The sequence below is a fragment of the Micromonospora sp. NPDC051141 genome, from assembly GCF_044455765.1.
Lineage (GTDB): Bacteria > Actinomycetota > Actinomycetes > Mycobacteriales > Micromonosporaceae > Micromonospora.
In genome coordinates this window covers 1-24924 of sequence record NZ_JBITFD010000023.1, presented here as the reverse complement: position 1 = coordinate 24924, position 24924 = coordinate 1, and the positions used below count along the sequence as shown (strand labels likewise).

Genomic DNA, 24924 nt, shown 5'->3' with positions numbered 1-24924 from the left:
CGGGTGTGTCGGCGCGGGGTCAGCTACCCGTCACCCGTCCCTCATGCCCGAGAAGCCACTTTTTCACGTCCAGCCCCCAGCGGTAGCCACCGAGCGCGCCGTCGGTGCGCAACACCCGGTGGCAGGGCACGAAGAGTGCCGCGGCGTTGCGGGCACAGGCCGCCGCCGCGGCGCGGACCGCGGCCGGCCGGCCGGCCAGCGCGGCGAACCCGGTGTACGTCACCGGATCACCCGGCTTCACGTCGCGCAGCACCCGCCAGGCGTGCGCCAGAAAGACGCCGTCGGTGTGCTGCTCCACCTCGACCGCGTCGATCGCGGTCAGGTCGCCGTCGAGGTAGGCCCGGACGGCCGCGGTCACCGGCCCGAGGTCGGCCCGCTCCCGCAGGTCGCCGCGGAGGCTCGGGTGCGTCAACGGCACCAGGGTCGTCGGGTCGGCGGTGAAGCCGGCCGCACGCACCGCGCCGCCGGGCCCGGCGAGCACGCTCAGCGGCCCGGCCGGAGTGTCGATGACGGTGCTGTCCAGAGTGGTCATGCTGCTCTCCAGAGTCGGATCGTCGCGTACGACCGCCAGGGGCGCCAGCGGTCCGCGTACGCGGTCAGGGTCTTGGGGGTGTCGGGCAGGCCGAGCGCGGCTGCGCCGCGGCGGACGCCCAGGTCGGTGGCGAGGATGACGTCGGGGTCGCCGAGCGCGCGCATGGCCAGGTAACCGGCGGTCCACGGCCCGACGCCGGGCAGCGCGACCAGCCGCCGGGCGGCCTCCTCCCGGTCGCCGCCCGCGTCCAGGTCCAGCTCCCCGTCGACGACGGCGCGGGCCAACGCCCGGATCGTCTCCCGTCGGGCCCCGGGCATGCGGAACGCCGGGTCCGGCGCGGCGAGCACCTCTGCCGCGCTCGGGAACGCCCGCAGGCCACCCGGTGCCCCGTCGGCGGCCCCGTCGTCGTCGGACCGGGTGGCGGCGATCAGGCGGGTGAGCGTGGTCCGGGCCGAGCGGAGCGAGACCTGCTGGGTGGTGACGGCGCGGACCGCGGTCTCGAAGCCGTCCACCGCGTGCGGGAGCCGGACACCGGGCTCCGCCGTGACCGCCGGGGCCAGCGCCGGGTCGTCGGCCAGGACGGCGTCCACCGCGACCGGGTCCGCGTCCAGGTCGAGCAGGCGGCGGCAGCGGGCCACCGCGGGTGCCACGTCGCGCATGTCGGCCAGCCGCAGCGTGGCGGCCACGTGTCCGCCGGCCGGGGTCAGCGCCGCCGTGCCGGGGCCGTGCGGCAGGCGCAGCCCGCGATGGTACGTCCGGTCGCGGACCTCCTCGATGCCGGGCAGCGCGCGCAGGGCGAGGAAGTCCAGCAGCGCGTCCGCGTGCAGGGGCTGCCGGTAGGCCAGTCGCAGCGTGATGGTGCCCGCCCCGCCGGCCGTCGCCCCGCCGCTCCGGCCGCCCCGCAGCTCGGACGGGGTGACGCCGAACACCTCGCGGACCGTGTCGTTGAACTGCCGCACGCTGCCGAACCCGGCGGCGAAGGCCACCTCGGCCAGGCCCAGGTCGGTGGTCTCGACCAGGATGCGGGCGGTCTGCGCACGCTGCGCCCGGGCCAGCGCCAGCGGGCCGGCGCCCAGCTCGGCCTGGAGCATGCGGTGCAGGTGGCGCTCGGTGTAGCCCAGCCGGGTGGCCAGCCCGGGGACGCCGTCCCGGTCGACCACGCCGTCGGCGATCAGCCGCATCGCGCGGCCGACCAGATCGGCCCGGACGTCCCACTGCGGGGAGCCCGGGGCGGCGTCGGGCCGGCACCGGCGGCAGGCCCGCAGCCCGGCGCCCTGCGCGGCGGCGGCGGACGGGAAGAACCGGACATTCTGCCGCTTCGGCGTCGTCGCCGGGCAGGACGGCCGGCAGTAGATCCCGGTCGACGTGACGCCGGTGTAGAACCAGCCGTCGAACCGCGGGTCGCGGCTGTCGACGGCCCGGTAGCACCGCTCGAAGTCCAGCTCCATGCCCCGATCCTGCCTCCCGGACCGGCCGCTCGGCTGGCGGGATTCGGACCTGACGTGCGGCAGTCGCGCCAGCTCGGCGAGGTGGCGGTATGCCCGGCCGTCGGATACCGCCACCTCGGCGTAGTGGTGTGGATCTTGCCGGTGCGGCGGAGAAAGTGTCGTAAGTGGTCGGTACCGTCCCGCCACCAACTCAAGAAAAGGTGCGGGGCATGGCGAGCGTGGCCGGGCGGGGGCGAGCACCACTCGACGCCGCGGTGGTGCAGGGCTTCTACGACCGGATGCGGGCGGTGGCGCCGGCCGCCTACGGCGCGATCGAGCGGGACCGCGCCGACGACCCGACGCGGCCCTTCGCCGAGACCGCCTGCGGCCGGCTGGTCGGCTCGCTCGACGCGTCCGGTCTCCGCGCGCTCGGCATGTGGGCGCACCACTGGTGCATGCGCTTCTACGACGACGACACCCGGGTCGGCGTGCGGCTGGTCGGGGAGATCGCCGGCCGGCGCGGCCTCGGCTGGACCGCCGACGAGGCGCGCTGGCTGCTCGACCGCTCACACGAGGCCGGGCCCGCCGCCGGCCACCGGTTCACCCTGCCGCTCGCCGCCGCCGCGGAGCTGCCGTCCGGCGCGCTGCCCGAGGACGTTCCGGTCGACACGGTGCCGGCCGACTGGCGACGGCTGCGAGCCGGCTGAGCGGCGGTCACGCCCCGAGTGTTTCGGTCCGGGAGCTGCCCGAGCACCATGGCGGCGACCGCCACCGCGAAGCCGGCGAGCTGGATCGGGCCGAGCGCCTGGCCGAGCACCAGCCAGCCGAGCGCTGCGGCGGTCAGCGGGCTGAGCGCGCCGAGCATCGACACCCGGGCCACCGGCAGCCGGGCCGCGCCCCGGAACCAGAGCGCGTACGCCAGCGCGGTGCCGACCAGCCCGAGCCACGCGTACCCGAGCAGGGCCGGCCCGTCCGGCGCGGGCGGTGCCCCCTCGACGACGACGGCGACCGGGGTGATCAGCAGGCCGCCGGCGACGAGCTGCCAGCTCGTGGCCGCGAGCGTGCCGACCCCGGGCGGGCGCCCCCAGCGGCGGGTGAGCACCAGGCCGGCGGCCATCGCGGCGGTACCGGCCAGGCCGGCGGCGACGCCGAGCGGGTCGAGGCCGGCGCCCGGCCGCAGCACCACCAGGGCGACGCCGGCCGGGGCGGCGACGGCGGCGAGCAGCGCGGTGCGGCCGGGCCGGTCCCGGAGCAGGGCGACCGTGAGCACCGCGACCAGCAGGGGCTGGGCCGCGCCGAGCACGGCCGCGGTGCCGCCGGGCAGCCGGTAGGCGGCGACGAAGAGCAGCGGGAAGAACGCCCCGATGTTGAGCGTGCCGAGCAGGGCGGCCCGGCCCCACCAGATGTCGTGCGGTCGGCGGCGGGTCACCGCGAGCAGCAGCAGGCCGGCCGGGAGGGCGCGGATCGCGCCGGCCCAGAGCGGCCGGTCGGCGGGCAGCAGCTCGGCGGTCACCAGGTAGGTGCTGCCCCAGGTGACAGGCGCGATCGCGGTCAGCGCGACATCGGTCCGGCGGGTCATGCTGCCTCTTCTCACGATGGCAAGTATCTTAGAGCTAAGCTACTTGGCGTCGAGTGAAAGCGGAAGGGCGACGTGCGGCACAATCGACAGCCGTGGCAGCGGACGAGGTGGACCTGATCGTCGAGCAGTGGCGTCGGGAACGGCCCGGCATGCGGCCCGAGCCGATGGCCGTCTTCGGCCGCATCTACCGGCTGTCCCGGCTGGTCGGCGACCGGCAGGAGCAGGTGTACGCCCGCTGGGGCATCGGTCGTGGCGAGTTCGACGTGCTCGCCGCGCTGCGCCGCTCCGGTCCGCCGTACACGCTGGCGCCGAAGGCGCTCACCGCCGCGCTGATGCTCACCTCCGGCGGGATGACCGGCCGGCTCGACCGGCTGGAACGCGCCGGGCTGGTCCGCCGCGCGCCGGACCCGGGCGACCGGCGGGCGCTGCGGGTCAGCCTCACCGACGCCGGCCGTCGGATCGTCGAGGAGTCGGCGGAGGCCGGGCTGGAGGTGCAGCGGCGGATCCTCGACGCGCTGCCGCCCGCCGACCGGGACCGACTGGCCGACCTGCTGCGCGCGCTGCTCGCCGCCGCCCAGACGGCGGACGGGCCGCCGGTCGGGGTGGCGGACGAGGCACAATGATCTCCACCGTCGCCGGCCGGAAGGACACCCATGCCCGCCACCGAACCGACCATCGTCGCCACCAGCATGGGCTACTTCAGTCGCCGGCGCGGCCCCTGGGACGCCCGGCCCAGCCAGCTCTTCGACCACATGGCCGAGCTGGCCGGCGCCGGTGACGCGCCCCGGGTCTGCTATCTCGGCCAGGCCGTCGGCGACCAGCCGACCGGGCTCACCGTGTTCTACGGCGCGTTCGCCGACACCCGGTTCCGCGCGTCCCACCTGGCGCTGTACCCCATGCCCAACGTCGACGACATCCGTGCCCACCTGCTGGCGCAGGACGTCATCTGGGTCGGCGGCGGCAGCGTCGCCAACCTGTGCGCGGTGTGGCGGGTGCACGGCCTGCCGGAGATCCTGCACGAGTGCTGGCAGGCCGGCGTGGTGCTCGGCGGCGTCTCCGCCGGCTCGATCTGCTGGCACACCGGTGGCGCCACCGACAGTTACGGCCCGGAGCTGCGTCCGTTCACCGACGGGCTGGGCTGGCTCCCGTACGGCAACGGCGTGCACTACGACAGCGAGGAGCAGCGCCGGCCCCTGATGCACCGGCTGGTCGCCGACGGGACGCTGCCGACCAGCCACTGCACCGACGACGGCGTCGGGCTGATCTACCGGGGGACCCGGCTGGTCGAGGCGGTGGCGGACCGGCCGGACGTGGCCGCGTACGAGCTGGTGCGCGGCGACGACGGCACGGTGCGGGAGACCCGGATCGAGCCCCGCCTGCTGCCCGCCGGGCCGGACGGCCGGTAGACCGCGTAAGCTGGCTCGTCGTGAGTCTCACCATCGGCATCGTCGGCCTGCCCAACGTGGGCAAGAGCACCCTGTTCAACGCGCTGACCAAGAACGACGTGCTCGCCGCGAACTACCCGTTCGCCACCATCGAGCCGAACGTCGGCGTGGTCGGGCTCCCCGACGAGCGTCTGGGCAGGCTGGCCGAGATCTTCTCCTCGCAGAAGGTGCTGCCCGCGCCGGTCTCGTTCGTCGACATCGCCGGCCTGGTCCGGGGCGCCTCGAAGGGGCAGGGCCGGGGCAACGCGTTCCTGGCCAACATCCGCGACGCCTCGGCGATCTGCCAGGTGGTGCGCGCCTTCTCCGACCCGAACGTGGTGCACGTCGACGGCAAGGTCTCGCCCGCCGACGACATCGAGACGATCAACACCGAGCTGATCCTGGCCGACATCCAGACGCTGGAGAAGGCGCTGCCCCGGCTGGAGAAGGAGGCCAAGCTCCGCAAGGACCGGGCCGCCGCCGTCGAGGCCGCCAAGAAGGCCGTCGAGGTGCTCGACAACGGCGTCACGCTGTACGCGGGCGCCGCCGCCGCGAAGGTCGAGCTGGAGCACCTGCGTGAGCTGCACCTGCTCACCACCAAGCCGTTCATCTACGTCTTCAACGTCGACGAGGCCGAGCTGGGCAACGCCGCGTTCCTCGACGAGCTGCGCGCCCTGGTCGCGCCCGCCGAGGCGGTCTTCATGGACGCCAAGATCGAGTCCGAGCTGGTGGACCTGCCCGAGGACGAGGCCCGCGAGCTGCTGGAGTCGATCGGGCAGTCCGAGCCGGGCCTGGACCAGTTGGTCCGGGTGGGCTTCCGGACGCTGGGGCTCCAGACGTACCTCACGGCCGGCCCCAAGGAGGCGCGGGCCTGGACCGTCCCGATCGGGGCGACCGCGCCGGAGGCCGCCGGGGTGATCCACAGCGACTTCCAGCGCGGCTTCATCAAGGCCGAGGTGGTCTCCTACGCCGACCTGGTCGCGGCCGGATCGATGGCGGCGGCGAAGGCCGCCGGCAAGGTCCGGATCGAGGGCAAGGAGTACGTCATGCAGGACGGCGACGTGGTGGAGTTCCGCTTCAACGTCTGACCGATCCTGTTTCCGCAGTCAGAGGGTGGACGCTGCGCGAGGGATTGGCCCTGTCGGAGCCGGCGCCGCGAACTGCGAGCCGAGTGCGACGGCGCCCCGGCACCGCTGGTGGTCTACCTGGCCGCGCAATTCGTCGATGCCATCCGGGACCTTGACCAGGTTCCCACCGGCGACCTGCACCGCCGAGTTCAGCCGATGGGGGACAACCTGGGCAACGGGCCGTGCGGCAGTCGAGTTCGGGCGGGCGTCTAGGTGCTGAGCGGGGGCTCGCTGGCGGCGGCGATGTGCAGGGTGAGTTCCTGGACAAGATCGTCCATGGTTTGGCCGGTCTGGGTGCGGATGAGGGTGAGGGCGAGTTCGGCCAGGAGCATGAAGCCGCGCGTGCGGGCAGCCTCGTCAGGGAAGGCTGCGAGCAGTTGCTCGGCGCCGCCGAGGTCGCCGCGGTGCTTGGCGGCGATGACCCCGGCGGCGCGTTGCGCAGCGGTGAAGGCCGACGCGGGGTCGGCTGTGGTCACGGTGCGACGAGGATCGGGTTGCCGGCGGCGCGGGCGGCGTCGAAGCGCCGGGTGACGTCGCCCCAGTTGACGAGGTTCCACAGCCGGTCGACGTAGTCGGGCCGGACGTTCTTGTATTGCAGGTAGTAGGCGTGTTCCCAGGCGTCGAAGACCAGGATCGGGGTGGAGCCCTGACCGACGTTGCCGTGATGGTCGTAGACCTGTTCCACGATGAGGCGCTGGGACAGCGGCTCCCAGGCCAGGACGCCCCAGCCGGAGCCCTGCACGCTCTTGGTGGCGGTGGAGAGCTGAGCGGCGAAGGCATCGAAGGAGCCGAAGTGCTCGTCGATGGCTGCGGACAGCTCACCGTCGGGGCGGTCGCCGCCCTCGGGCGAGAGGTTGTTCCAGAAGATCGAGTGCAGGACGTGGCCGGAGAGGTTGAACGCGAGGGTCTTCTCCAGGCCGACGAGCGTGGTGTAGTCGCCCTTGTCGCGGGCCTCGGCGAGCTGGTCGAGGGTGTCGTTGCTGCCCTTGACGTACGCGGCGTGGTGCTTGCTGTGGTGCAGCTCCAGGATCTGACCGCTCATGGCGGGTTCGAGTGCCCCGTAGTCGTAGGGCATGTCAGGAAGCGTGTAGACGGCCAACGGAACCCTCCCGCGTGATGGAGATCGTCTCGGCCAGTATGCCTTATTGCAAAAAGTTGGCAACTACGGAACTCTGGCGACTGGACGGGTGATCACGATGGCTCCTTTGCCGGTCGGCCCGTCAGTGGGCGTGCCTCCCCGCTGCGATGATCCTGGTGGAGGCACGCCCACAGCTCGCTTGGCCAAACCGACCGACACGCCGTGCCGGGGGAGCCCCTGAACGCACTCGGCGGCCAGCCGGAGGGTAAGCAGGCGTCTGGCACGTCCCGGCCGGCCGATCGCGCCTCTTGGTTCCGCTTCACTGTCCGACCCGCCCTGCCGGGATGACCGGGTCGGTACGACTGGAGCTGAATTCAGCGGTCGCTGTACTGTCGTCGCGTGGAGATCCTGACGCACGGGCATGTGCTGGCCCGGTTCGGCCACGCGTTGTCCGATCCCATCCGCGCGCGGTTGCTCCTGGCGCTGCGGGACGCCCCGGGCTATCCGGCGGAGCTGGCCGACCTGCTCGGAACGACTCGCCAGAACCTGTCCAACCACCTTGCCTGCCTGCGCGGCTGCGGTCTGGTCGTGGCGGTGCCCGAGGGGCGGCGGACCCGCTACGAGCTGACCGACGCGCGGCTGGCGCATGCTCTCGGCGACCTGCTGAACCTGGTGTTGACGGTCGATCCGACGATGTGCGCGGACGCCGACGAGAAGGGTTGCTGTTGATGTCCGCCGCTCTGCTACAGGTCCAGTCCGGTAGCGGCGCGGCCCGTCGCGCGGTGCTCGCACGACGGGTGCGGTTCCTGGTGGCGACAACGATCACCTACAACGTGATCGAGGCGGTGGTGGCGATCACGGCCGGTGCTGCGGCCTCCTCCACCGCCCTGATCGGCTTCGGTCTGGACTCGGTGATCGAGGTTTCCTCGGCGGCGGCGGTGGCGTGGCAGTTCGCCGGCCGTGACCCCGAGGCGCGGGAGAAGGCCGCCTTGCGGATCATCGCCGTGTCGTTCTTCGCGCTGGCCGCGTACGTCACCGTGGAGTCGGTGCGAGCGCTGGCCGGCGGCGGAGAGGCCGAACACTCCTCCGTCGGCCTGGTGCTGGCTGCCCTGTCGTTGCTGATCATGCCGGTGCTGTCCTACGCGCAGCGGCGGGCCGGGCGCGAGTTGGGCTCCCGATCAGCGGTGGCCGACTCCAAGCAGACCCTGCTCTGTACCTATCTGTCCGCCGTGCTGCTCGTCGGCCTGGGTCTCAACAGCCTCTTCGGCTGGAGCTGGGCCGACCCGATCGCCGCGCTCGTCATCGCCGTGGTGGCGATCAAGGAGGGGCGAGCGGCGTGGCGCGGGGACGCGTGCTGCGCGATGCCGGTCAACGGCTCGGCTCCCCCTGCCGGTCAGCGTGGGAGCGCCGACACCTGCGCGTGCGAACCCGGCTGTTCCTGCTGCTCGGGCGAGACGAAGTGATCTTCCGGCGCTGCGGGTGCCAGTTCGACGGCTGACCGTGCAACAGGTCGAGAGCATCGCGCTGTCGCTGCGTCAAACGCGGGGCCTACCGTTGGCGGTGTGCCGCGCATCGAGTTGACCACTGACGTTCGGGCATCGCCGGATGCCGTCTTCGACGCTTGCCTCGACGTTGGCACGCACACCGAATCCATGGGGAACAGCGCCGAACGGGCGGTCGCCGGTGTGACGACCGGTCGGCTGGCGGCCGGCGACACCGTGACATGGGAAGCCCGGCACTTCGGCCTGCCCTGGCGGATGACGGTCCGGATCACCGACTACCGACGACCGCACGGCTTCACGGACGAGCAGACCAGCGGCCCGTTTCGCCGATGGCGCCACGAGCACACGTTCACCCGGAACCCGGCCGACCGCGCGGCGACCGTCATGCACGACGTCATCGACTTCACGGCGCCGATGGGCCCCTCGGTCGCCTGGTGGCCCACGTGATCCTGCGGCCGTATCTGCGACGCCTCATCGCCCGCCGTAACGCCTACCTCGCGGACACCCTGGCCCGGCCACAACGCCAAGCTGAGGGGGCGGAGTGAAACCGCCTGGCGGGGATCGGGTCAGCGCTTGCGGCCGGGCGCCAACCCGGGTGGCGTGGCATCACGGTGATGCCACGCTTTGGATCGCTTCTGAGCAGGGTTGATGCGGGATTCAACGTAGGGCGCGTGCCGTGGTGGCATCATTGGGGCTTGCAGTGATGCCATCCGTGTGCCACAGTAGTGCCATGGACTTGACCTCGTATGTGAGCAACCTCGGGCGGGAGTTCGCCTCGCTCGCCGAAGCCGGCGGTGAAGAGTCGCGTGCGCTGGTCGAGCGCCTGACCGGGCCACTGGAGTCGGCGATCCGGATGACGCTGCTGGACGCGCTGTCGGCCGCCGCCGACGAGATCACCCGGGAGCTCGCCCCCGGCTCGGTGGAGGTGCGGCTGCGCGGCCGGGACCCCGACTTCGTGGTGACCCCGCCACCGGCCGAGCCGCTCCCGGTGGCCTCCGACCAGGGCACGGCGCCGGACATCGACCTGCCGATCAGCGAGGACGGCCCGGTCGCCCGGATCAACGTACGCATGCCGGAGCAGCTCAAGGCCGCGGTCGAGGAGGCTGCCGCCGCCGAGGGGCGTTCGGTCAACGCCTGGCTGGTCCGGGCCGCCGCCGCCGGCCTGCCCCGAGCCGACCGGGAGCCGCGTCCCGAGTCACGCGGCGGCGGGAAGCGGTCGCAGCAGCGCTTCACCGGCTGGGTGCACTGACCGCACCGCGCCACCCGGCTTTTCTTCTCACGTCCCCCTGACCTGCGGGGACGACTCACCGACCCAGGATGTGGGGACCACCATGCCTGTTTTCGACACACCCGAATCGATCTCCGTCACGTTGGAACTCGGTGTCGCCGCCCTGCGGGTGGCCGCCGGCGACCGCGCCGACACCGTGGTGGAGGTCCGCCCGAGCAACGGTGACGACGAGTCCGACGTCCAGGCCGCCGCCCAGGTACGCGTCGAGTTCACCAACGGCACGCTCCACGTGACCGGCCCGAAGCGCACCTTCGACTTCTCGAAGAAGAGCAGGTCGGTGGACGTCTCCATCGAGCTGCCCAGCGACTCCCGGCTGGCCGCGCACCTGCTGCTGGGTGACGTGCACGCCACCGGCCGGCTCGGCGAGACCCGGGTGAAGACCACCGGCAACGTCCGGCTGGAGCGCAGCGGCCCGCTGCGTCTGCACACCGGCGTCGGCCACGTCACCGTCGACGAGATCACCGGCGACGCCGACATCTCCACCGGCTCCGGCACGGTGCGGGTGGGCAGTGTCCAGGGCGCCGTGGCGGTGAAGAACTCCAACGGCGACACCACGATCGACGCGGCCACCGGTGACGTGCGGGTGCGTAATGCCAACGGCGCCATCGAGGTGGCGCACGCCGGCGCCGGCGTCGACGCGAAGACCTCCAACGGCGGCATCCGGGTCGCCGAGGTGACGCGCGGCTCGGTGGTGCTGGGCACCGCCATGGGCGACCTGGACATCGGCGTCGCGGCGGGCACCGCCGCGTGGCTGGAGGTCAACACCGGCTTCGGCCAGGTGCACAACCACCTGGAGAGCACCGCGCGGCCCGGCGGCACCGAGGAAACCGTCGAGGTACGCGGCCGGACCTCCTACGGCGACATCACCATCCACCGGTCCTGACGGGAGCACATCGTGACCACACACCAGATCGCCGTGACCGGGCTCCGGAAGTCGTTCGGCGAGCATGTCGTGCTCGACGGCGTCGACCTGCGCGTACCCGAAGGCACGGTCTTCTCGCTGCTCGGCGCGAACGGCGCCGGGAAGACCACCACCGTGCGGATCCTGTCCACGCTCCTCGCCGCCGACGCCGGTGAGGTCCGGGTCGCCGGGCACGACCTCGCCCGCGAGCCGGACGCGGTACGCGCCGCGATCGGTGTCACCGGTCAGTTCTCCGCGGTGGACAAGCTGCTCACCGGCGAGGAGAACCTGCGGTTGATGGCGGACCTGCACCACCTCGCCCGCCAGGAGGGCCGGCGGCGGGCCGCCCGGCTGCTCGAACGGTTCGACCTGACCGGGGCGGCCGGGAAGCCGGCGTCGACCTACTCCGGGGGGATGCTGCGACGACTCGACCTGGCGATGACGCTGGTCGGCGACCCCCGGGTGATCTTCCTGGACGAGCCGACCACCGGGCTCGACCCGCGCAGCCGCCGGGACGTGTGGCAGATCGTCCGCGAGCTGGTGGCCGGCGGCGTGACCATCTTCCTGACCACCCAGTACCTGGCGGAGGCGGACGAACTGGCCGACCGGATCGCGGTGCTCGACCACGGCCGGGTGGTCGCCGAGGGCACCCCCGAGGAGTTGAAGCGCCGCATTCCGGGCGGGCACGTCCGGCTGCGGTTCGCCGACCCGGCGGGCCTCGACGCGGCGGTACGCGTGCTCGACCGGACCACCCGCGACACCGACGCGCTCACCCTGCGGGTGCCCGGCGACGGCAGTCTGCGGTCGCTGCGGGCGCTGATCGGCCGGCTCGACGACGGTGGCGTCGAGGTCGACGAGTTGTCCGTGCACACCCCCGACCTCGACGACGTCTTCCTCACCCTGACCGGCGGACCCACCGACACCCTGACCGGCGGACCCACCGACATCCGCACCGACCAGCCCACCGACGGGAAGGTGACCACGCGATGAGCGTCTCCACCCATGCCGACCTCCGGTTCCACCCGCTGCGCGACTCGGTGACGATGCTGCGCCGCAACCTCCGCCGCATGCTGCGCTACCCGTCGATGACCGTGATGCTCATCGGGATGCCCGTGGTCTTCCTGCTGCTCTTCGTCTACGTGTTCGGCGGGACGCTGGGCGCCGGGCTCGGGAGCGGCGCCGGGGGGTCGACGGCCGGCGGCGCGGCCGGTGCGGGAACCCGGGCCGCGTACGCCAACTACGTGGCGCCGGCGATCATCCTGATGACGGTGGCGGCCACGGTCCAGGGGACCGCCATCTCGATCGCGATGGACCTGACCGAGGGCATCATCGCCCGGTTCCGCACCATGCACATCGCCCGCGTCTCGGTGCTGACCGGGCACGTCCTCGGCAGCATGATCCAGGCGGCGTTGAGCCTGGCCGTGGTGATCGGCGTGGCGCTGCTGGTCGGCTTCCGTCCCACCGCCGGGCCGGTCGGCTGGCTGGGCGCGGTCGGCCTGCTCGCGGCGGTGACGTTCGCGCTGGTCTGGCTGGCGGTCGCGCTCGGCCAGGTCAGCGAGAGTGTGGAGACCGCGAGCAACCTGCCGATGCCGCTGATCCTGCTGCCGTTCCTCGGCAGCGGGTTCGTGCCCACCGACTCGATGCCGGCCGGCCTGCGCTGGTTCGCCGAGTACCAGCCGTTCACGCCGATCATCGAGAGCCTGCGCGGCCTGCTGATGGGCACGCCGCTCGGCAACGACGGCTGGATCGCGCTCGGCTGGTGCGCCGTCGTCGCGCTCGGCGGGTACCTCTGGTCCAGGCGGCTGTTCAACCGCGAGTCCCGCTAGCTGCGGCGCCCGCCCCCGGTCCGCGAAGTCAGCGGATCCGGGGGCTGCGGCGTTCGATGAGCGTGACGTCCCGCCAGACGCCGTGGTGCCGGCCGATCCGCTCCCGGGTGCCGACCACCCGGAAGCCGCGGGCCGCGTGCAGCGCCAGGCTGGCGGTGTTCTCCGGGAACACGCCGGACTGGATGGTCCAGACGCCGGCCGCCTCGGTGGAGTCGATCAGCGCGTCCAGCAGCAGCCGGCCGACACCGCGGCCCCGCGCCTCGGGATGCACGTAGACGGAGTGCTCGACCACCCCGGCGTAGACGCAGCGGTCGGAGACCGCCGAGCAGGCCACCCAGCCGAGCAGCCGTCCGTCCGCGTCGAGCGCCACCCACCGGTGGCCGGGCAGCCGGCCGGCGGTGAACCGGGGCCACTCCGGCGGCTCGGTCTCGAACGTGGCGTCGCCCTCGGCGATTCCGAGCCGGTAGATCTCCAGCACGGCGTCGGCGTGCGAGTCGTCCATCGCGACGACGGTCACTGTCATCGGGGGAGACGTTACCGGAGGCGGTAGACCGAGATGTGCGTGCGGCTGTCCGCGTCGAACGGCGTCCGGTCCCAGTCGGCGTACCGCTCGGCCAGGTGGAGCCCGGCCCGCTCCGCCATCTCGTCGATCTGCTCCGGCCAGGCGTAGCGCATCGCGAACGGCTTGAGGTGCACGCCGTCGGCGTCGAACGTGATGGTCTGCCGCACGAACGTCTGCGCCGCCCGGTCGTACCGGTGCAGCCGGATGGTGGCCGAATCCTCGGTCACCTCCCGGACCTGAACCTGCTCGTCGCGGTCGAAGCCGGCCGGGTCGGGCACGAACGTCTCGATGACGAACGCGCCGCCGGGCGCCAGCACCCGCGCGACGTTGCCGAAGCACGCCGCCTGACGCTCCGCGTCGACCAGGTTGAACAGCGTGTTGAAGACCAGGAACACCAGCCGGTACGGCCCGGACACCGGGACGTCAGCCATGTCGCCGATGGTGACCGGCAGATGCTCGCCGCCCGGCTTGGCGCGTAGCTGCGCGACCATCTCCGGGGACGCCTCGACGCCCTCCACGGCCAGGCCGCGCGCGGCCAGCGGCAGGGCCACCCGGCCGGTGCCGATGGCGAGTTCGAGCACCGGGCCGCCCTCGGCGACGGGCGCGAGGAAGTCGACGGCCGGCGTCGGGTCGGGATTACCGGGGCTGTCGTAGTTCGCGGCCCAGAGTCGGCCGAACAGGCCGGGATCATCGAAGACGGACATTGCGTCAGCAGACCAGTGCTCGTCCCGGCACCACAACCGGATTACCGCGGTCAGCCCGCCCGGAGCGCGTCCTCCACGCCGGTCTCGCGCCGGCCGAGGTGCACCGGGTCCCGGCCGGAGAGCACGTCCACCGCGGCCTTCACGCTGGCGCCGTACTCCCGGGCGCTGCTGATCCGCCACTGCCGGGCGTACCGGCGGGCGGTGTCGTCGCCCACGCCGTCGGCCGTCACCCCGACGTGCCGGCAGAGCGCCACCGCGCGGGGCAGGTGGAAGGACTGGGTGACCACGATGGCCCGCCGCACGCCGAAGATCCGCCGGGCCCGGACGCACGAGTCGTAGGTGTCGAAGCCGGCGTGGTCGAGCACCACCTTCTCCGCCGGCACACCCCGGTCGACCAGCCAGCGCCGCATCGCGTCCGGCTCGTCGTAGTCCCAGTCCATGTGGTCGCCGGAGACCAGCACCACAGTGACCCTGCCGGCCGCGAACAACTGCCGGGCGATCTCCAGCCGGGCGGCCAGGAACGGTGACGGCGTGCCGTCCGGCTCGACCTTGGCGCCGAGCACCAGCGCCACCGGCGCGTCCGGCACGTCGGCGACGGTGAACACGTGCCCCTCGGCGTCGCCGCGGACCCAGACCACGCTGGCCGTCGTCGCCACCGCCAGCAGCACCGCGCCGGCGGCGCCGACCAGCAGCAGCCGGCGGACCAGGCGTACGGCCCGTCGGTGCCCGTCGCGCCAGGCGCGCCAGCGTGCCGTCAGCCCCCGCATGGCGGCGATTGTGCCAGGCCGCTCAGGAGATGTGGTGCAGGATGACGTTGTGCACGTGGTGGCTCTTCTCCGCGCCCCGGAACTCCACCTCGTAGGTGTGCGTGCCGACGTGCACCGCGATCGCCCCGGTGGAGAAGAACGAGCCACCCCAGGACTTGTTGCTCACCACGCTCACGCTGGTGATCTTCGAGTACGGGATGCTCGTGATGGCGTACCGCTTGCCGACGAACGAGCGGTCCTGGACGATCACCCGCCGGTCGGTCAGTCCGATGAAGCCGGTGCCGGTGCCGATCGCGTCGTAGACGGCGATGATCTGCTCCCCGGGCAGCAGCCCGCTCTGGATCTGCTGGAACTGTTCCTTACGGTCGTACGTCGGGCCAGACATGTCCTCGACGGTAGGGCAGGCGCGCCAGTGTTCAGGGCGCGGTGACCGCCCGGACCGCGTCCTCGATGCGGGCCGCGAGCAGCACCTCACCCTCGGTGAGCGGCTCGCCGTCGTCGTGCCCCAGCCTGATCCGGGTCCGCCCGGCCTGGCGACTGATCTCGGGGCGCAGTCGCAGCGCGTCGGCGACCACCGCCACCCGCTCGGTGAGCGCGGCGTGCTGGGTGTCGTCCAGGGCGAGCATGCGGCTGAGCTGCTCGCCCTCGCGCGCCCACCCGGGCAGCAGGGCGAGCGCGTCGCTGAGGTAGTCGTGCTTCGCCCGGCTGCTGAACAGCACGCGCATCACCGCACCTCCCAGGCGTCGTTGCCGGCTTGTGGCCAAATCGTCGCCATCCCGTGTCCCAGTCGACGCCCTCTAGTCTGTCGTCGCACAGATGGTGTGTCCACGCCCACACTTCCGTGTTCTGCTGGCCTGATGGCCGACTCAGCTACCCAAACCGCCGATTGATCTGGCACGCTGGTGGTCCGTGCGGACCGAACGGGTTAGCGGAAATGGGCAGGCCGACCGGCGGGAGCCGAGGGTGGTCGTCGGAGCGGCGATCATCGTGGCCGGGCGGGTCCTCGCCTGCGAGCGCGCCGCGCCGCCCGAGGTGGCGGGGCGCTGGGAGTTCCCCGGCGGCAAGGTCGAGCCGGGGGAGACCGAGGTCGACGCGCTGACCCGGGAGTGCGCCGAGGAGTTGGGCGTCCGGGTCGCGGTCGGCACCCGGGTCGGACGGGACGTCCGGATGGCGCACGGCCGGTCCGTCCTGCGGGTCTACGCGGCCCGCCTGTTGCACGGCGACCAGCCGACCGCGCTGGAACACGCCGAGCTGCGCTGGCTCTCCGCGACCGAGCTGGACACCGTCGACTGGCTGCCGGCTGACGTGCCGATCGTGCCCGCGCTGCGCCCGCTGCTCGCCAGGTCCTGAGCCGCGCTGGTCGACGCGCTGCCCCGCAACGCCATGGGCAAGCCCGCCGCCGGCAGGATCTGACCCGCCGCACCGGACAGCCGGACGCGAACGGGACGGGGGCCGTCGGCGTGTGCCGCTGGCCCCCGTCATCGTCGCGCCGCTGGTCAGTGCTTCGGCTCGTCCTGCTGCGGGTGGGCGAAGTTGAGGTGCTCCGCCGGCAGCGGGAACTCCACGTCGTCGCCGAACGGCGACGGCGCGGCGGCCCGGTCGAAGGTCAGCTCGGTCAGCGGCAGCTTGCCGTTGGCGTCCACCGCCGGAGCGGTCGGGTGCGGCACCTCGCGCTGCCAGTTGACGCCCTGCTGGGCCTGGCGCTCGGCACCGCTGTCGTGCGAACCGCCGGCGTGCGAGTGCACCCCACGGTGAGCCGCACCGGTGGTCACCGCACCGCTGGAATGCCCGCTGGTCGCGCTGGTCTGAGGCACCTGACCCCTCCGGAAGATCTTGTTACCGAGCCACACAAGGGGATCGTACCTGCGGTCCACGACCCGTTCCTTCATGGGGATGATCCCGTTGTCGGTGATCTTGATGTGCTCGGGGCAGACCTCCGTGCAGCACTTCGTGATGTTGCAGAACCCGAGCCCCATCTCCGACTGCGCGTACTCCTTGCGGTCGGTACGCGTGTCGAGCGGGTGCATGTCCAGCTCGGAGGCCCGGATGAAGAACCGGGGACCGGAGAACGCCGGCTTGTTCTCGTCGTGGTCGCGGATCACGTGGCAGACGTTCTGGCACAGGAAGCACTCGATGCACTTGCGGAACTCCTGCGAGCGCTCGACGTCGACCTGCTGCATCCGGTAGTCACCGGGCGCCACGTCGGCCGGCGGCGCGAACGCCGGGGTCTCCCGGGCCTTCTCGTAGTTGAAGGACACGTCGGTGACCAGGTCCCGGATCACCGGGAAGGTCCGCAGCGGCGTGACCGTGACGGTCTCCGTCTCCTCGAACGTCGACATCCGCGTCATGCAGCCCAGCCGCGGCTTGCCGTTGATCTCCATCGAGCAGGAGCCGCACTTGCCGGCCTTGCAGTTCCACCGGCACGCCAGGTCCGGCGCCTCGGTGGCCTGGAGCCGGTGGATGACGTCGAGGACGACCTCGCCCTCGTTCACCTCGACCGCGTAATCCTGGAGGTCGCCGCCGGTCTCGTCACCCCGCCAGATGCGGAACTGTCGCTTGCTTCCCATCAGCGCTCCTCCTCGGTGCGGGCGTCGAACTCGGCGAGCTCCTCGTCGGTCAGGTATTTCGACAGCTCGGCCCGGTCGAACAGCCCGATCAGCTCCGGCCGCATCGTCGGCAGCGGCTTGTGGGTCAGCCGGACCGCGTCCCCGTCGAGCGAGCAGACCAGGTTGACCCGCCGCCACTTCGGGTCCATCGCCGGATAGTCCTCCCGGGTGTGCCCGCCGCGCGACTCCTGCCGCTCCAGCGCCGCCTTCGCGGTGCACTCCGAGACCACGAGCATGTTGCGCAGGTCGAGCGCGAGGTGCCAGCCCGGGTTGTAGCGTCGGCCGCCGACCGCGCTCACCTTCGCCACCCGCTCCCGCAGCTCGGCCAGCCGGCCGAGCGCGTCGGCCAGCTCACCCTCCCGCCGGATGATGCCGACCAGGTCGCCCATCACCACCTGGAGATCCTGCTGGAGCTGGTAGGGGCTCTCCCCGGTGTCGCGCTGCAACGGCGCCAGCGCCGTCTCCACCGCGGCCTCCACCGCCGCCACCGACACCGCCGGGCGGGCGGTGAGCTGGTCGGCGTACGTCGCGGCGTGCCCGCCCGCCCGCTTGCCGAAGACCAGCAGGTCGGACAGGGAGTTGCCGCCGAGCCGGTTGGAACCGTGCATGCCGCCGGAGACCTCACCGGCGGCGAAGAGCCCACGTACCGTGCCGGCCGCCGCACCGGAATCCGGGTCCACCTCCACGCCACCCATCACGTAGTGACAGGTCGGGCCGACCTCCATCGGCTCCTTGGTGATGTCGACGTCGGCCAGCTCCTTGAACTGGTGGTACATCGACGGCAGTCGGCGCTGGATCTCCTCCGCCGACTTGCGGGAGGCGATGTCCAGGTAGACGCCGCCGGCCGGCGTACCCCGACCGGCCTTGACCTCGCTGTTGATCGCGCGGGCGACCTCGTCGCGGGGCAGCAGCTCCGGCGGACGCCGGTTGTTGTCCGGGTCGGTGTACCAGCGGTCCGCCTCGTCCTCCGTCTCCGCGTACTGCTTGCGGAAGACGTCCGGGACGTAGTCGAACATGAACCGCTTGCCGTCGGAGTTCTTCAGCACGCCGCCGTCGCCCCGCACCGACTCGGTGACCAGGATGCCCTTCACCGAGGGCGGCCAGACCATGCCGGTCGGGTGGAACTGGAGGAACTCCATGTTGATCAGCGTGGCCCCGGCGCGCAGCGCCAGCGCGTGGCCGTCCCCGGTGTACTCCCAGGAATTGGAGGTGACCTTGTAGGACCGGCCGACGCCGCCGGTGGCCAGCACCACGGCGGGCGCCTCGAAAAGGATGAACTCGCCGGACTCCCGGTAGTAGCCGAACGCGCCGGCCACCCGGTCGCCGTCCAGCAGCAGCTCGGTGATCGTGGTCTCGGAGAACACCCGGATCCGCGCGTCGTAGCTGCCGAACTCGCGCTTGTCCTCCTGCTGGAGGGAGACGATCTTCTGCTGGAGCGTGCGGATCAGCTCCAGGCCGGTCCGGTCGCCGACGTGCGCCAGGCGCGGGTACTCGTGGCCACCGAAGTTGCGCTGCGAGATCTTGCCGTCCTTGGTGCGGTCGAAGAGCGCACCGTACGTCTCCAACTCCCAGATCCGCTGCGGCGACTCCTTGGCGTGCAGCTCGGCCATCCGGAAGTTGTTCAGGAACTTGCCGCCGCGCATGGTGTCCCGGAAGTGCACCTGCCAGTTGTCCCGCGAGTTCACGTTGCCCATGGCCGCCGCGGCGCCACCCTCGGCCATCACCGTGTGCGCCTTGCCGAACAGCGACTTCGAGATGATCGCGGTCTTCTTGCCGGCCAACCGGGCCTCGATCGCCGCGCGCAGGCCGGCGCCGCCGGCTCCGATCACGACGACGTCGTAGTGGTGTCGTTCGATTCGCGTTTCAGTCATGTCAGGGGCCCTCAGTTGATGAACCGCAGGTCGTTGAACCAGCCGGCGGCGATCGCCATCACGTAGAAGTCGGTGAACGCCAGGGTGCCGAGCGTGATCCAGGCGAGCTGCATGTGCCGGACGTTCAACCAGGACACGCCGGTCCACGCCTTGTACCGCACCGGGTGCTTGGAGAAGTGCTTGAGCCGGCCGCCGATGATGTGCCGGCAGGAGTGGCAGGAGATCGTGTACGCCCAGAGCATCACCACGTTGACCAGCAGGATGATGTTGCCCAGACCGAAGCCGAAGCCCTCGGGGGAGTGGAAGGCGAGGACGGCGTCCCAGGTGTTGATCAGCGAGATGATCGCGGCGGCGTAGAAGAAGTAGCGATGCAGGTTCTGCCCGAGCAGCGGGAACCGCGTCTCGCCGCTGTACGTCTGGTGCCCGTCCGGCACCGCGCAGGCCGGCGGCGACAGCCAGAACGACCGGTAGTACGCCTTGCGGTAGTAGTAGCAGGTCAGCCGGAACAGCAGCAGGAACGGCAGGGTCAGCGCCGCGTCCGGGATGATCCACCAGCCGGGCAGGAAGCTGCCGAAGTGCGAGGAGCCCTCGACGCACCGCTCGGTCACGCAGGGGGAGTAGAACGGGGTCAGGTAGTGGTACTGCTCCACCCAGTACCACTTGTGCATGAAGACCCGGACGGTCGCGTAGATGACCCAGGCGCTGAGCCCGACCACGGTGATCAGTGGAGCGAGCCACCATCGGTCGGTCCGCAACGTCTTCGCCGCGATGGCGGCACGTGCCCGCGCCCCCCGCGGCTGCGACCTCGGCCCCCTGGCCGACGTAGTTGTCATTCGAGTCATCTCCCTGACGTCACTGTCACGTCCTGCGCACGCGTGGGACCACGCCGGTGAACCGGCGCGGCTAAGTGACACACGTTACGCCGATCTTCACGGCCCGGCCGCGCAACGCAGTGTCCCGTGTGTCCCGCTGGTTGGAAAGACCCGACTCATGATCAATATGTGTGGCGTCGCTCAGCCGGACGCGCCGCCGGTGAAGTGCCACGACGACAGTCGCAACGCCGGGCCCTCCCACCACGACCCGTCGGACCGGGCCGGCTGCCGGACCGGCCGCCGGCCCAGGTCGAGCACCCGGCCCGGCCCCAGGGCACGCGGATAGGACTCGGTGAACCGGAAGTCGCGCACCGCCCGCACCGGTACGCCGTCCTCGACCAGCCAGACGCCGTTGCGGGTCAGGCCGGTGACCACGAGCTGCTTGGGGTCCAGCACCCGCGTGTACCAGAAGTCGCTGACCAGCAGCCCACGCCGTACGCCGGCCACCAGGGCCGCCGTGTCCGGGTCGCCCACCGCACCGGTCACGCCCGCGCCCACCGCACCGGCCGGGCCGTCGACGGTCGCCACCGGCGCGGCGTCCGCCGGCAGCAGGCGGAGATTGCTGGGGATCGGGCCGAACGTGGACCCGCCGGCCATGCCGTGCCCGGTGGACCCGGCACCCGCCCCGGCGCCGCTGCGCCGGTCGTGCGCCACCGCCTCGGTGGTGCCGGCCCGCACCAGGGTGAGCGCCCGCCGGGGGGTGCCCTCCAGGTCGAACGGCAGCGTGGAGGCGTGCAGCGGGTCGTCCACCAGCGTCACCGCCGGGTCGAACTGGGCCGCGCCCGGCTCGGCGAACGACTGGCGTTCGGCGTGCCGCTTGCCGTTGAAGCCGTACCAGGCGAGGTTCTGGAGCAGGTCGGCCACGGCGGCCGGTTCGAGCACCACCTCGTAGTGCCCCGGCGGCAGCTCGACCGGGTCGGCCGCGGCCCGCGCCTTGGCCGCCGCGCGGGCGCCGAGCGCGCCGCCGTCCAGGTCGGCCAGGCGGTCCGTGCAGTGGCGGGCCACCCCGTCCGCGCCGCCGGTCCGGGCGATGCCGTCCATCGCCGCCTCGGCGGACCGGCCCACCGCCGAGTGCCCGGCCGAGTTGACGAACGCGCCGGAGAGGTACAGCGTCCGGCAGTAACCGGCCGCCCCCAGCCCGTCGACCGCGTCCACGAACGCGCGGACCCGGGCGGCCCGCTCGTCGGGCGACGCGAACGCGGTGGCCTCGTCGACGGCGGGGCCGGTCGGCGTCGACGTCGGCGCGGTGAGGCCCGGCCAGGCCGGGTCGGGCGGCGCGAGGCGGGCCGCCGCCCGGGTGCGTTCGACGAGCGCGGTCAACCCGTCGGCGTCCACCCGGTTGCCGCCACCCGCGGCGGTCCGGCCGTCGACGTGCAGCCGCAGCCGCACGGCGGTGCCGGTCTCGGCCACGTTCTGGTGGATGAACGAGTTGGCGAACCGGGTCAGCGCCAGATCGGACCGGGTCACCACCACCTCGGCCTCGGCGCCCGGCCCGGCCGCGCGCCGGACCAGCTCCACCACCCGGGCGGCGAGATCCCGCTCGTCACTCATGGCGTGCCGACCGGGCATGCGCTCACGGCCCTCGCTCCGCTCGGTGCGTTCGCTCATGCCGTGCCGACCGGGCATGCGTTCACGGCCCTCGCTCCGCTCGGTGCGTTCGCTCATGCCGTGCCGACCGGGCATGCGCTCACGGCCCTCGCTCCGCTCGGTGCGTTCGCTCATGCACGCACCCCCACCCGCACGCCGCGGAACCGGGCCGGCGCGGCCGGGTGGCCGGTGTGCCCGATCTGGCCGGGCTGGCCCTTGCCACAGTTGGGCGTGCCCCAGGCGACGGTCTCCGAGGAGAGCATGTCCATCGAGCGCCAGAAGACCGGCCCGATGCCGGTGTAGGTCGGGTTGCGCAGCATCCGGCCCCGACGCCCCTTCTTCACCTCCCAGCCGACCTCGCAGCCGAACTGGAAGTTGAGCCGCTTGTCGTCGATCGACCAGGACCTGTTGATGTCCATCAGCACCCCGTCGTCGGTGGCCGCGATGATCTCGTCGAGCGTGTGCGGGCCCGGTTCCAGGCCCACGTTCGTCATCCGCACCATCGGCAGCCGGGCCCAGCCGTCGGCGCGTACGCTGCCGCCGTGGTCCAGACCGGCGACGGCGGCCGAGTCCCGGCCGGCGAGCACCCCGACCCACCGCCCCTCGCGGACCGCGTCCCGTCGGACCGCGGGCGACCCCTCGTCGTCGAAGCCGAAGCTGCCCAGCGCGCCGGGGATGGTCGGGTCGATCGTCACGTTCATCAGCTCCGAGCCGTAGCGCAGCGAGCCGAGCCGGGCCAGGTCGAGCCAGGACGTCCCGGCGAACGCCGCCTCCCAGCCGAGGATGCGGTCCAGCTCGATGGCGTGCCCGACCGACTCGTGGATCTGCAACGCGAGCTGCTCCCCGCCGAGGATCAGGTCGGTCTCGCCGGAGGGGCACTCCGGCGCGGTGAGCAGCGCGCGGGACTCCTCGGCGACCCGGGCGGCGTGCGCGGCCAGGTCGAGCGCGGTGACCAGCTCCCAACCGGTGGTGCCGTACTGCCCGCGATAGCTCGGGTAGGACCGGCGCTGCGTCTCGCCGTCGCCGATCGAGGTGGCGGAGATGCCGCCGCCGCACTCGCGGATGTGCTGGTCGATCCGGTGGCCCTCGCTGGAGACGAACCACTTCGTGGTGTCCCAGATCTGGTAGAGCCCCTCGGCCAGGTCGGCCCCGTGCTCGCGCATCGTGGCGGTGGCGCCGACCAGCAGGTCGCCCTTGTCGGACAGCGGCACCCCGAGCGGGTCGACCGCGCACTCGGAGGCCCAGCTCGCCACCGCCGCCTCCACCGGCACCAGGTCCACCGGCGGGCCGGGAACCCGCGCGCTCGCGGCGGCGATCGCCGCGGCGCGCCGGCCGGCGTCGCGGGCCGCGGCGTCGGACAGCTCGGGTACGGCGTGGAAGCCCCAGCCGGAGCCGACGAGCGCGCGCACCCCCAGGCCGACGCTCTCGTGCTGGGCCAGCTCCTCGATGTCGCCGTTGCGCGCCGACATCGACTCGTACCGGCGGTGCATCACCCGGGCGTCGGCATAGCGGGCTCCCGCGTCGAGGGCGGCCTGCACGGCGGCGGTCGCCGCGTCGAATCCCATGCGTCCGACCCTAGGCGAGCACACCGACATCCGTCAGGGGACGAGATCCTCGGGCCGGATCGTGGCCCGGATGGGCTCGGTCAGCTCCAGCACGTCACCGGGTTTGGTCACCGACTGCTCCCGGTAGTGCCCGCCCTGCCGCCGGTAGAGGTGCAGCGTGCCGTTCTCCTGCTCGACGAGCAGGTACCACTCGATGCCGTCGGCGGCGTAGTAGTGCATCTTGAGCACCTTGTCGGTCGACGCGTTGCTCGGCGAGATGACCTCGCAGACGAGCCGCACGTCCCGCGCCTCGATCATCGGCTCGTCGAAGTCGATCGGCTCGGTGACAACCAGGTCAGGGATGGGGATCCGGCCCGGTCGGAGGCGGACGTTGACCGTCTCCAGCAGTTCCAGGCCCACGCGCCGAGCCGCAGCCTCGAGCAGGTTGCCGAGGTTTCGCTGGATCCGCTGGTGTCGTGGGGTGGGTGCGGGCGTCACGTGGAGGCTCCCGTCGAAGAGTTCGATGCGCTGCCGCGTCTCGCCGAGGGCGAGGTACTCCTCTTCGGTCCATGGGCCGTCGTGGCCGAACACCGCCGCGGTCATGGTCACCTCCACCTCGTGTCGGCGGGAATCCTCCTGGGGTCGCCGCGACCATGGTCGCACCTAGCGTGCGACGGCGGGACGATGATGCCCAGTCGCGTCGGTGAATGTCCCAGGTGAGGGCTGTTCAGGTCGGAAACCGAGTCGTTACGCTCTGACCGCTGACAGGCCGCTCGATGTAGCTTATTTTCGCCTCCAGAGGTTTCCTGTAGGTTCTCTTCATCACCGAAGGGGAGGCGGTCAATGGGCAGGTCGGAGGCGGTGCCGTCCGGGGAGCCGGACCGCCCGGAGGTGCCGGAGCAACGCGCCGGCGACGCGCCCTATCTCCAGGTCAGAGACCTGCGGGTGCGGTTCGACACCGAGGACGGTGTGGTGCGGGCTGTGGATGGTGTGTCGTTCGCGGTGGAGCGGGGTCGCACGTTGGGGATCGTGGGGGAGTCCGGTTCCGGTAAGAGCGTCACGTCGTTGGCGATTCTGGGTCTGCACGGCACGTCGAGGCGGGCGACCGTGACCGGGGAGATCTCGGTGGGTGGGCGTCAGCTTGTCGGCCTGCCGGAGGAGGAGGTGCGGCGGCTGCGCGGTCGGGACATGGCGATGATCTTTCAGGATCCGTTGTCGGCGTTGCACCCGTACTACTCGGTGGGGCGGCAGATCGCGGAGGCGTATCGGGTGCATCATCCGGGGGCCGGGAAGCGGGAGGCCCGTACGCGGGCGGTGGACATGTTGGGTCGGGTCGGGATCCCGCAGCCGGCCAAGCGGTTCGCGCAGTATCCGCATGAGTTCTCGGGTGGGATGCGGCAGCGGGCGATGATCGCGATGGCGTTGGTCAATGATCCGGATCTGTTGATCGCGGACGAGCCGACGACCGCCCTTGATGTGACGGTGCAGGCGCAGATCCTGGACCTGCTCGCTGATCTCCAGGAGGAGTTCCGGTCGGCCATCATCCTGATCACGCACGATCTGGGTGTGGTGTCGCAGGTGGCCGATGACGTCCTGGTGATGTACGGGGGGCGGGCGGTGGAGCACGGCAGTGTGGCGCGGGTGTTGCGTTCGCCGCAGCATCCGTACACCTGGGGGTTGTTGTCGAGCGTGCCGTCGTTGCACGGTGACGCGGACGCGGACCTGGT

The 24924-nt window shown here is 72.2% G+C and carries 28 protein-coding genes and 1 pseudogene; 13 read left to right on the top strand and 16 right to left on the bottom strand.

Annotation, left to right across the window (positions count from 1 at the left end; translation table 11 throughout):
• Positions 1-19: 19 nt before the first annotated feature.
• Together ACIA6B_RS30530 and ACIA6B_RS30525 are read right to left on the bottom strand one after the other, a co-directional pair.
• Entirely contained in the window at positions 20-532 is a 513-nt protein-coding gene (locus ACIA6B_RS30530) for a methylated-DNA--[protein]-cysteine S-methyltransferase (protein ID WP_396778678.1), read from the bottom strand.
• Entirely contained in the window at positions 529-1980 is a 1452-nt protein-coding gene (locus tag ACIA6B_RS30525) for an AlkA N-terminal domain-containing protein (RefSeq protein ID WP_396778677.1), read from the bottom strand. The genes ACIA6B_RS30530 and ACIA6B_RS30525 overlap by 4 nt, the downstream gene beginning before the upstream one ends.
• A gap of 209 nt (positions 1981-2189) precedes the next feature.
• Here ACIA6B_RS30525 and ACIA6B_RS30520 point away from each other — a divergent pair, with 209 nt between their 5' ends.
• A complete protein-coding gene (locus tag ACIA6B_RS30520) occupies positions 2190-2666 on the top strand; it encodes a hypothetical protein (RefSeq protein WP_396778675.1) in 477 nt (158 codons plus the stop codon).
• A gap of 53 nt (positions 2667-2719) precedes the next feature.
• On the opposite strand, the pseudogene ACIA6B_RS30515 reads toward ACIA6B_RS30520, so the two are convergent.
• Positions 2720-3538: pseudogene (locus tag ACIA6B_RS30515) on the bottom strand (EamA family transporter); the annotation flags it as partial.
• Between the two features lie 92 nt (positions 3539-3630).
• Here ACIA6B_RS30515 and ACIA6B_RS30510 point away from each other — a divergent pair.
• The 3 genes from ACIA6B_RS30510 to ychF are packed head-to-tail and all read left to right on the top strand — an operon-like array spanning position 3631 to position 6050.
• Entirely contained in the window at positions 3631-4161 is a 531-nt protein-coding gene (locus ACIA6B_RS30510) for a MarR family winged helix-turn-helix transcriptional regulator (protein ID WP_396778673.1), read from the top strand.
• 30 nt (positions 4162-4191) lie between these two features.
• Positions 4192-4944 carry a Type 1 glutamine amidotransferase-like domain-containing protein gene (locus ACIA6B_RS30505; RefSeq protein ID WP_396778671.1) on the top strand — a complete coding sequence of 251 codons (753 nt, stop codon included), beginning with the start codon at positions 4192-4194 and terminating at the stop codon, positions 4942-4944.
• A 20-nt stretch (positions 4945-4964) separates the two neighbouring features.
• Positions 4965-6050: a redox-regulated ATPase YchF gene (gene ychF, locus ACIA6B_RS30500; RefSeq protein WP_281937919.1), complete on the top strand. Its 1086-nt coding sequence runs from the start codon at positions 4965-4967 to the stop codon at positions 6048-6050.
• Between the two features lie 248 nt (positions 6051-6298).
• Here the strand turns inward: ychF and ACIA6B_RS30495 are convergent, their stop codons facing one another.
• Together ACIA6B_RS30495 and ACIA6B_RS30490 are read right to left on the bottom strand one after the other, a co-directional pair.
• A complete protein-coding gene (locus ACIA6B_RS30495; RefSeq protein WP_396778669.1) occupies positions 6299-6565 on the bottom strand; it encodes a superoxide dismutase in 267 nt (88 codons plus the stop codon).
• Positions 6562-7188 carry a superoxide dismutase gene (locus ACIA6B_RS30490; protein ID WP_396778667.1) on the bottom strand — a complete coding sequence of 209 codons (627 nt, stop codon included), beginning with the start codon at positions 7186-7188 and terminating at the stop codon, positions 6562-6564. Before ACIA6B_RS30490 ends, ACIA6B_RS30495 begins: the two co-directional genes overlap by 4 nt.
• A gap of 378 nt (positions 7189-7566) precedes the next feature.
• On the opposite strand from ACIA6B_RS30490, the gene ACIA6B_RS30485 reads away from it, so the two are divergent.
• The 7 genes from ACIA6B_RS30485 (at position 7567) to ACIA6B_RS30455 (ending at position 12684) form a co-directional block, all read left to right on the top strand.
• Positions 7567-7896 (top strand): helix-turn-helix transcriptional regulator, encoded by a 330-nt coding sequence (locus ACIA6B_RS30485; protein WP_281937909.1) that lies wholly within the window; start codon positions 7567-7569, stop codon positions 7894-7896.
• Positions 7896-8630, top strand: coding sequence for a cation diffusion facilitator family transporter (locus ACIA6B_RS30480; protein WP_396778665.1), 735 nt, complete (start codon positions 7896-7898; stop codon positions 8628-8630). The genes ACIA6B_RS30485 and ACIA6B_RS30480 overlap by 1 nt, the downstream gene beginning before the upstream one ends.
• A 99-nt stretch (positions 8631-8729) precedes the next feature.
• Positions 8730-9116 (top strand): cyclase, encoded by a 387-nt coding sequence (locus ACIA6B_RS30475; protein WP_396778663.1) that lies wholly within the window; start codon positions 8730-8732, stop codon positions 9114-9116.
• A gap of 283 nt (positions 9117-9399) precedes the next feature.
• Complete coding sequence (locus ACIA6B_RS30470; RefSeq protein WP_396778661.1) at positions 9400-9918, top strand: ribbon-helix-helix protein, CopG family; 519 nt, start codon at positions 9400-9402, stop codon at positions 9916-9918.
• Between the two features lie 82 nt (positions 9919-10000).
• Positions 10001-10840, top strand: coding sequence for a DUF4097 family beta strand repeat-containing protein (locus tag ACIA6B_RS30465; RefSeq protein ID WP_396778659.1), 840 nt, complete (start codon positions 10001-10003; stop codon positions 10838-10840).
• A 12-nt stretch (positions 10841-10852) separates the two neighbouring features.
• Positions 10853-11848 carry an ATP-binding cassette domain-containing protein gene (locus ACIA6B_RS30460; RefSeq protein WP_396778657.1) on the top strand — a complete coding sequence of 332 codons (996 nt, stop codon included), beginning with the start codon at positions 10853-10855 and terminating at the stop codon, positions 11846-11848.
• The gene (locus tag ACIA6B_RS30455; protein ID WP_396778655.1) at positions 11845-12684 is read left to right on the top strand and encodes an ABC transporter permease; all 840 of its coding nucleotides are present in this window, start codon (positions 11845-11847) and stop codon (positions 12682-12684) included. Before ACIA6B_RS30460 ends, ACIA6B_RS30455 begins: the two co-directional genes overlap by 4 nt.
• Positions 12685-12712: 28 nt before the next feature.
• Here the strand turns inward: ACIA6B_RS30455 and ACIA6B_RS30450 are convergent, their stop codons facing one another.
• From ACIA6B_RS30450 to ACIA6B_RS30430, 5 genes are read right to left on the bottom strand one after another with little or no spacing between them, the layout of a single operon-like run.
• Positions 12713-13207, bottom strand: coding sequence for a GNAT family N-acetyltransferase (locus tag ACIA6B_RS30450; protein ID WP_396778653.1), 495 nt, complete (start codon positions 13205-13207; stop codon positions 12713-12715).
• 11 nt (positions 13208-13218) lie between these two features.
• Positions 13219-13950 (bottom strand): class I SAM-dependent DNA methyltransferase, encoded by a 732-nt coding sequence (locus ACIA6B_RS30445; protein WP_396778651.1) that lies wholly within the window; start codon positions 13948-13950, stop codon positions 13219-13221.
• Between the two features lie 50 nt (positions 13951-14000).
• Positions 14001-14717, bottom strand: coding sequence for a vancomycin high temperature exclusion protein (locus ACIA6B_RS30440; RefSeq protein ID WP_396778649.1), 717 nt, complete (start codon positions 14715-14717; stop codon positions 14001-14003).
• A gap of 22 nt (positions 14718-14739) precedes the next feature.
• On the bottom strand, positions 14740-15102 hold the full coding sequence (locus ACIA6B_RS30435; protein WP_089155136.1) for a PH domain-containing protein: 363 nt from the start codon (positions 15100-15102) through the stop codon (positions 14740-14742).
• A 31-nt stretch (positions 15103-15133) separates the two neighbouring features.
• Entirely contained in the window at positions 15134-15442 is a 309-nt protein-coding gene (locus ACIA6B_RS30430; RefSeq protein ID WP_396778647.1) for a 4a-hydroxytetrahydrobiopterin dehydratase, read from the bottom strand.
• 238 nt (positions 15443-15680) lie between these two features.
• Here ACIA6B_RS30430 and ACIA6B_RS30425 point away from each other — a divergent pair, with 238 nt between their 5' ends.
• Complete coding sequence (locus ACIA6B_RS30425; RefSeq protein WP_396778646.1) at positions 15681-16067, top strand: (deoxy)nucleoside triphosphate pyrophosphohydrolase; 387 nt, start codon at positions 15681-15683, stop codon at positions 16065-16067.
• A gap of 146 nt (positions 16068-16213) precedes the next feature.
• Here the strand turns inward: ACIA6B_RS30425 and ACIA6B_RS30420 are convergent, their stop codons facing one another.
• The 6 genes from ACIA6B_RS30420 to ACIA6B_RS30395 form a co-directional block, all read right to left on the bottom strand.
• Complete coding sequence (locus ACIA6B_RS30420; protein WP_281937886.1) at positions 16214-17284, bottom strand: succinate dehydrogenase/fumarate reductase iron-sulfur subunit; 1071 nt, start codon at positions 17282-17284, stop codon at positions 16214-16216.
• The gene (locus tag ACIA6B_RS30415; protein ID WP_396778644.1) at positions 17284-19194 is read right to left on the bottom strand and encodes a fumarate reductase/succinate dehydrogenase flavoprotein subunit; all 1911 of its coding nucleotides are present in this window, start codon (positions 19192-19194) and stop codon (positions 17284-17286) included. The genes ACIA6B_RS30420 and ACIA6B_RS30415 overlap by 1 nt, the downstream gene beginning before the upstream one ends.
• Before the next feature lie 11 nt (positions 19195-19205).
• Entirely contained in the window at positions 19206-20027 is an 822-nt protein-coding gene (locus tag ACIA6B_RS30410) for a hypothetical protein (RefSeq protein ID WP_281937884.1), read from the bottom strand.
• 180 nt (positions 20028-20207) lie between these two features.
• On the bottom strand, positions 20208-21635 hold the full coding sequence (locus tag ACIA6B_RS30405; RefSeq protein WP_396778732.1) for a metallopeptidase TldD-related protein: 1428 nt from the start codon (positions 21633-21635) through the stop codon (positions 20208-20210).
• Between the two features lie 149 nt (positions 21636-21784).
• Positions 21785-23218, bottom strand: coding sequence for a TldD/PmbA family protein (locus ACIA6B_RS30400; protein WP_396778642.1), 1434 nt, complete (start codon positions 23216-23218; stop codon positions 21785-21787).
• Positions 23219-23251: 33 nt separating this feature from the next.
• Entirely contained in the window at positions 23252-23800 is a 549-nt protein-coding gene (locus ACIA6B_RS30395; protein ID WP_396778640.1) for a Uma2 family endonuclease, read from the bottom strand.
• Between the two features lie 240 nt (positions 23801-24040).
• Between ACIA6B_RS30395 and ACIA6B_RS30390 the strand changes: the two genes are divergently transcribed.
• On the top strand, positions 24041-24924 hold an 884-nt coding region (locus ACIA6B_RS30390; RefSeq protein ID WP_396778638.1), incomplete at its 3' end, for an ABC transporter ATP-binding protein.

Bases quoted from the DNA above. Each gene is read 5' to 3' on its own strand.
- ACIA6B_RS30530 (WP_396778678.1), bottom strand. From the start codon at position 532: ATGACCACTCTGGACAGCACCGTCATCGACACTCCGGCCGGGCCGCTG.
- ACIA6B_RS30525 (WP_396778677.1), bottom strand. From the start codon at position 1,980: ATGGAGCTGGACTTCGAGCGGTGCTACCGGGCCGTCGACAGCCGCGAC.
- ACIA6B_RS30520 (WP_396778675.1), top strand. From the start codon at position 2,190: ATGGCGAGCGTGGCCGGGCGGGGGCGAGCACCACTCGACGCCGCGGTG.
- ACIA6B_RS30505 (WP_396778671.1), top strand. From the start codon at position 4,192: ATGCCCGCCACCGAACCGACCATCGTCGCCACCAGCATGGGCTACTTC.
- ACIA6B_RS30480 (WP_396778665.1), top strand. From the start codon at position 7,896: ATGTCCGCCGCTCTGCTACAGGTCCAGTCCGGTAGCGGCGCGGCCCGT.
- ACIA6B_RS30470 (WP_396778661.1), top strand. From the start codon at position 9,400: ATGGACTTGACCTCGTATGTGAGCAACCTCGGGCGGGAGTTCGCCTCG.
- ACIA6B_RS30465 (WP_396778659.1), top strand. From the start codon at position 10,001: ATGCCTGTTTTCGACACACCCGAATCGATCTCCGTCACGTTGGAACTC.
- ACIA6B_RS30455 (WP_396778655.1), top strand. From the start codon at position 11,845: ATGAGCGTCTCCACCCATGCCGACCTCCGGTTCCACCCGCTGCGCGAC.
- ACIA6B_RS30450 (WP_396778653.1), bottom strand. From the start codon at position 13,207: ATGACAGTGACCGTCGTCGCGATGGACGACTCGCACGCCGACGCCGTG.
- ACIA6B_RS30445 (WP_396778651.1), bottom strand. From the start codon at position 13,950: ATGTCCGTCTTCGATGATCCCGGCCTGTTCGGCCGACTCTGGGCCGCG.
- ACIA6B_RS30440 (WP_396778649.1), bottom strand. From the start codon at position 14,717: ATGCGGGGGCTGACGGCACGCTGGCGCGCCTGGCGCGACGGGCACCGA.
- ACIA6B_RS30435 (WP_089155136.1), bottom strand. From the start codon at position 15,102: ATGTCTGGCCCGACGTACGACCGTAAGGAACAGTTCCAGCAGATCCAG.
- ACIA6B_RS30430 (WP_396778647.1), bottom strand. From the start codon at position 15,442: ATGCGCGTGCTGTTCAGCAGCCGGGCGAAGCACGACTACCTCAGCGAC.
- ACIA6B_RS30420 (WP_281937886.1), bottom strand. From the start codon at position 17,284: ATGGGAAGCAAGCGACAGTTCCGCATCTGGCGGGGTGACGAGACCGGC.
- ACIA6B_RS30415 (WP_396778644.1), bottom strand. From the start codon at position 19,194: ATGACTGAAACGCGAATCGAACGACACCACTACGACGTCGTCGTGATC.
- ACIA6B_RS30410 (WP_281937884.1), bottom strand. From the start codon at position 20,027: ATGACAACTACGTCGGCCAGGGGGCCGAGGTCGCAGCCGCGGGGGGCG.
- ACIA6B_RS30405 (WP_396778732.1), bottom strand. From the start codon at position 21,635: ATGCCCGGTCGGCACGCCATGAGTGACGAGCGGGATCTCGCCGCCCGG.
- ACIA6B_RS30400 (WP_396778642.1), bottom strand. From the start codon at position 23,218: ATGGGATTCGACGCGGCGACCGCCGCCGTGCAGGCCGCCCTCGACGCG.
- ACIA6B_RS30395 (WP_396778640.1), bottom strand. From the start codon at position 23,800: ATGACCGCGGCGGTGTTCGGCCACGACGGCCCATGGACCGAAGAGGAG.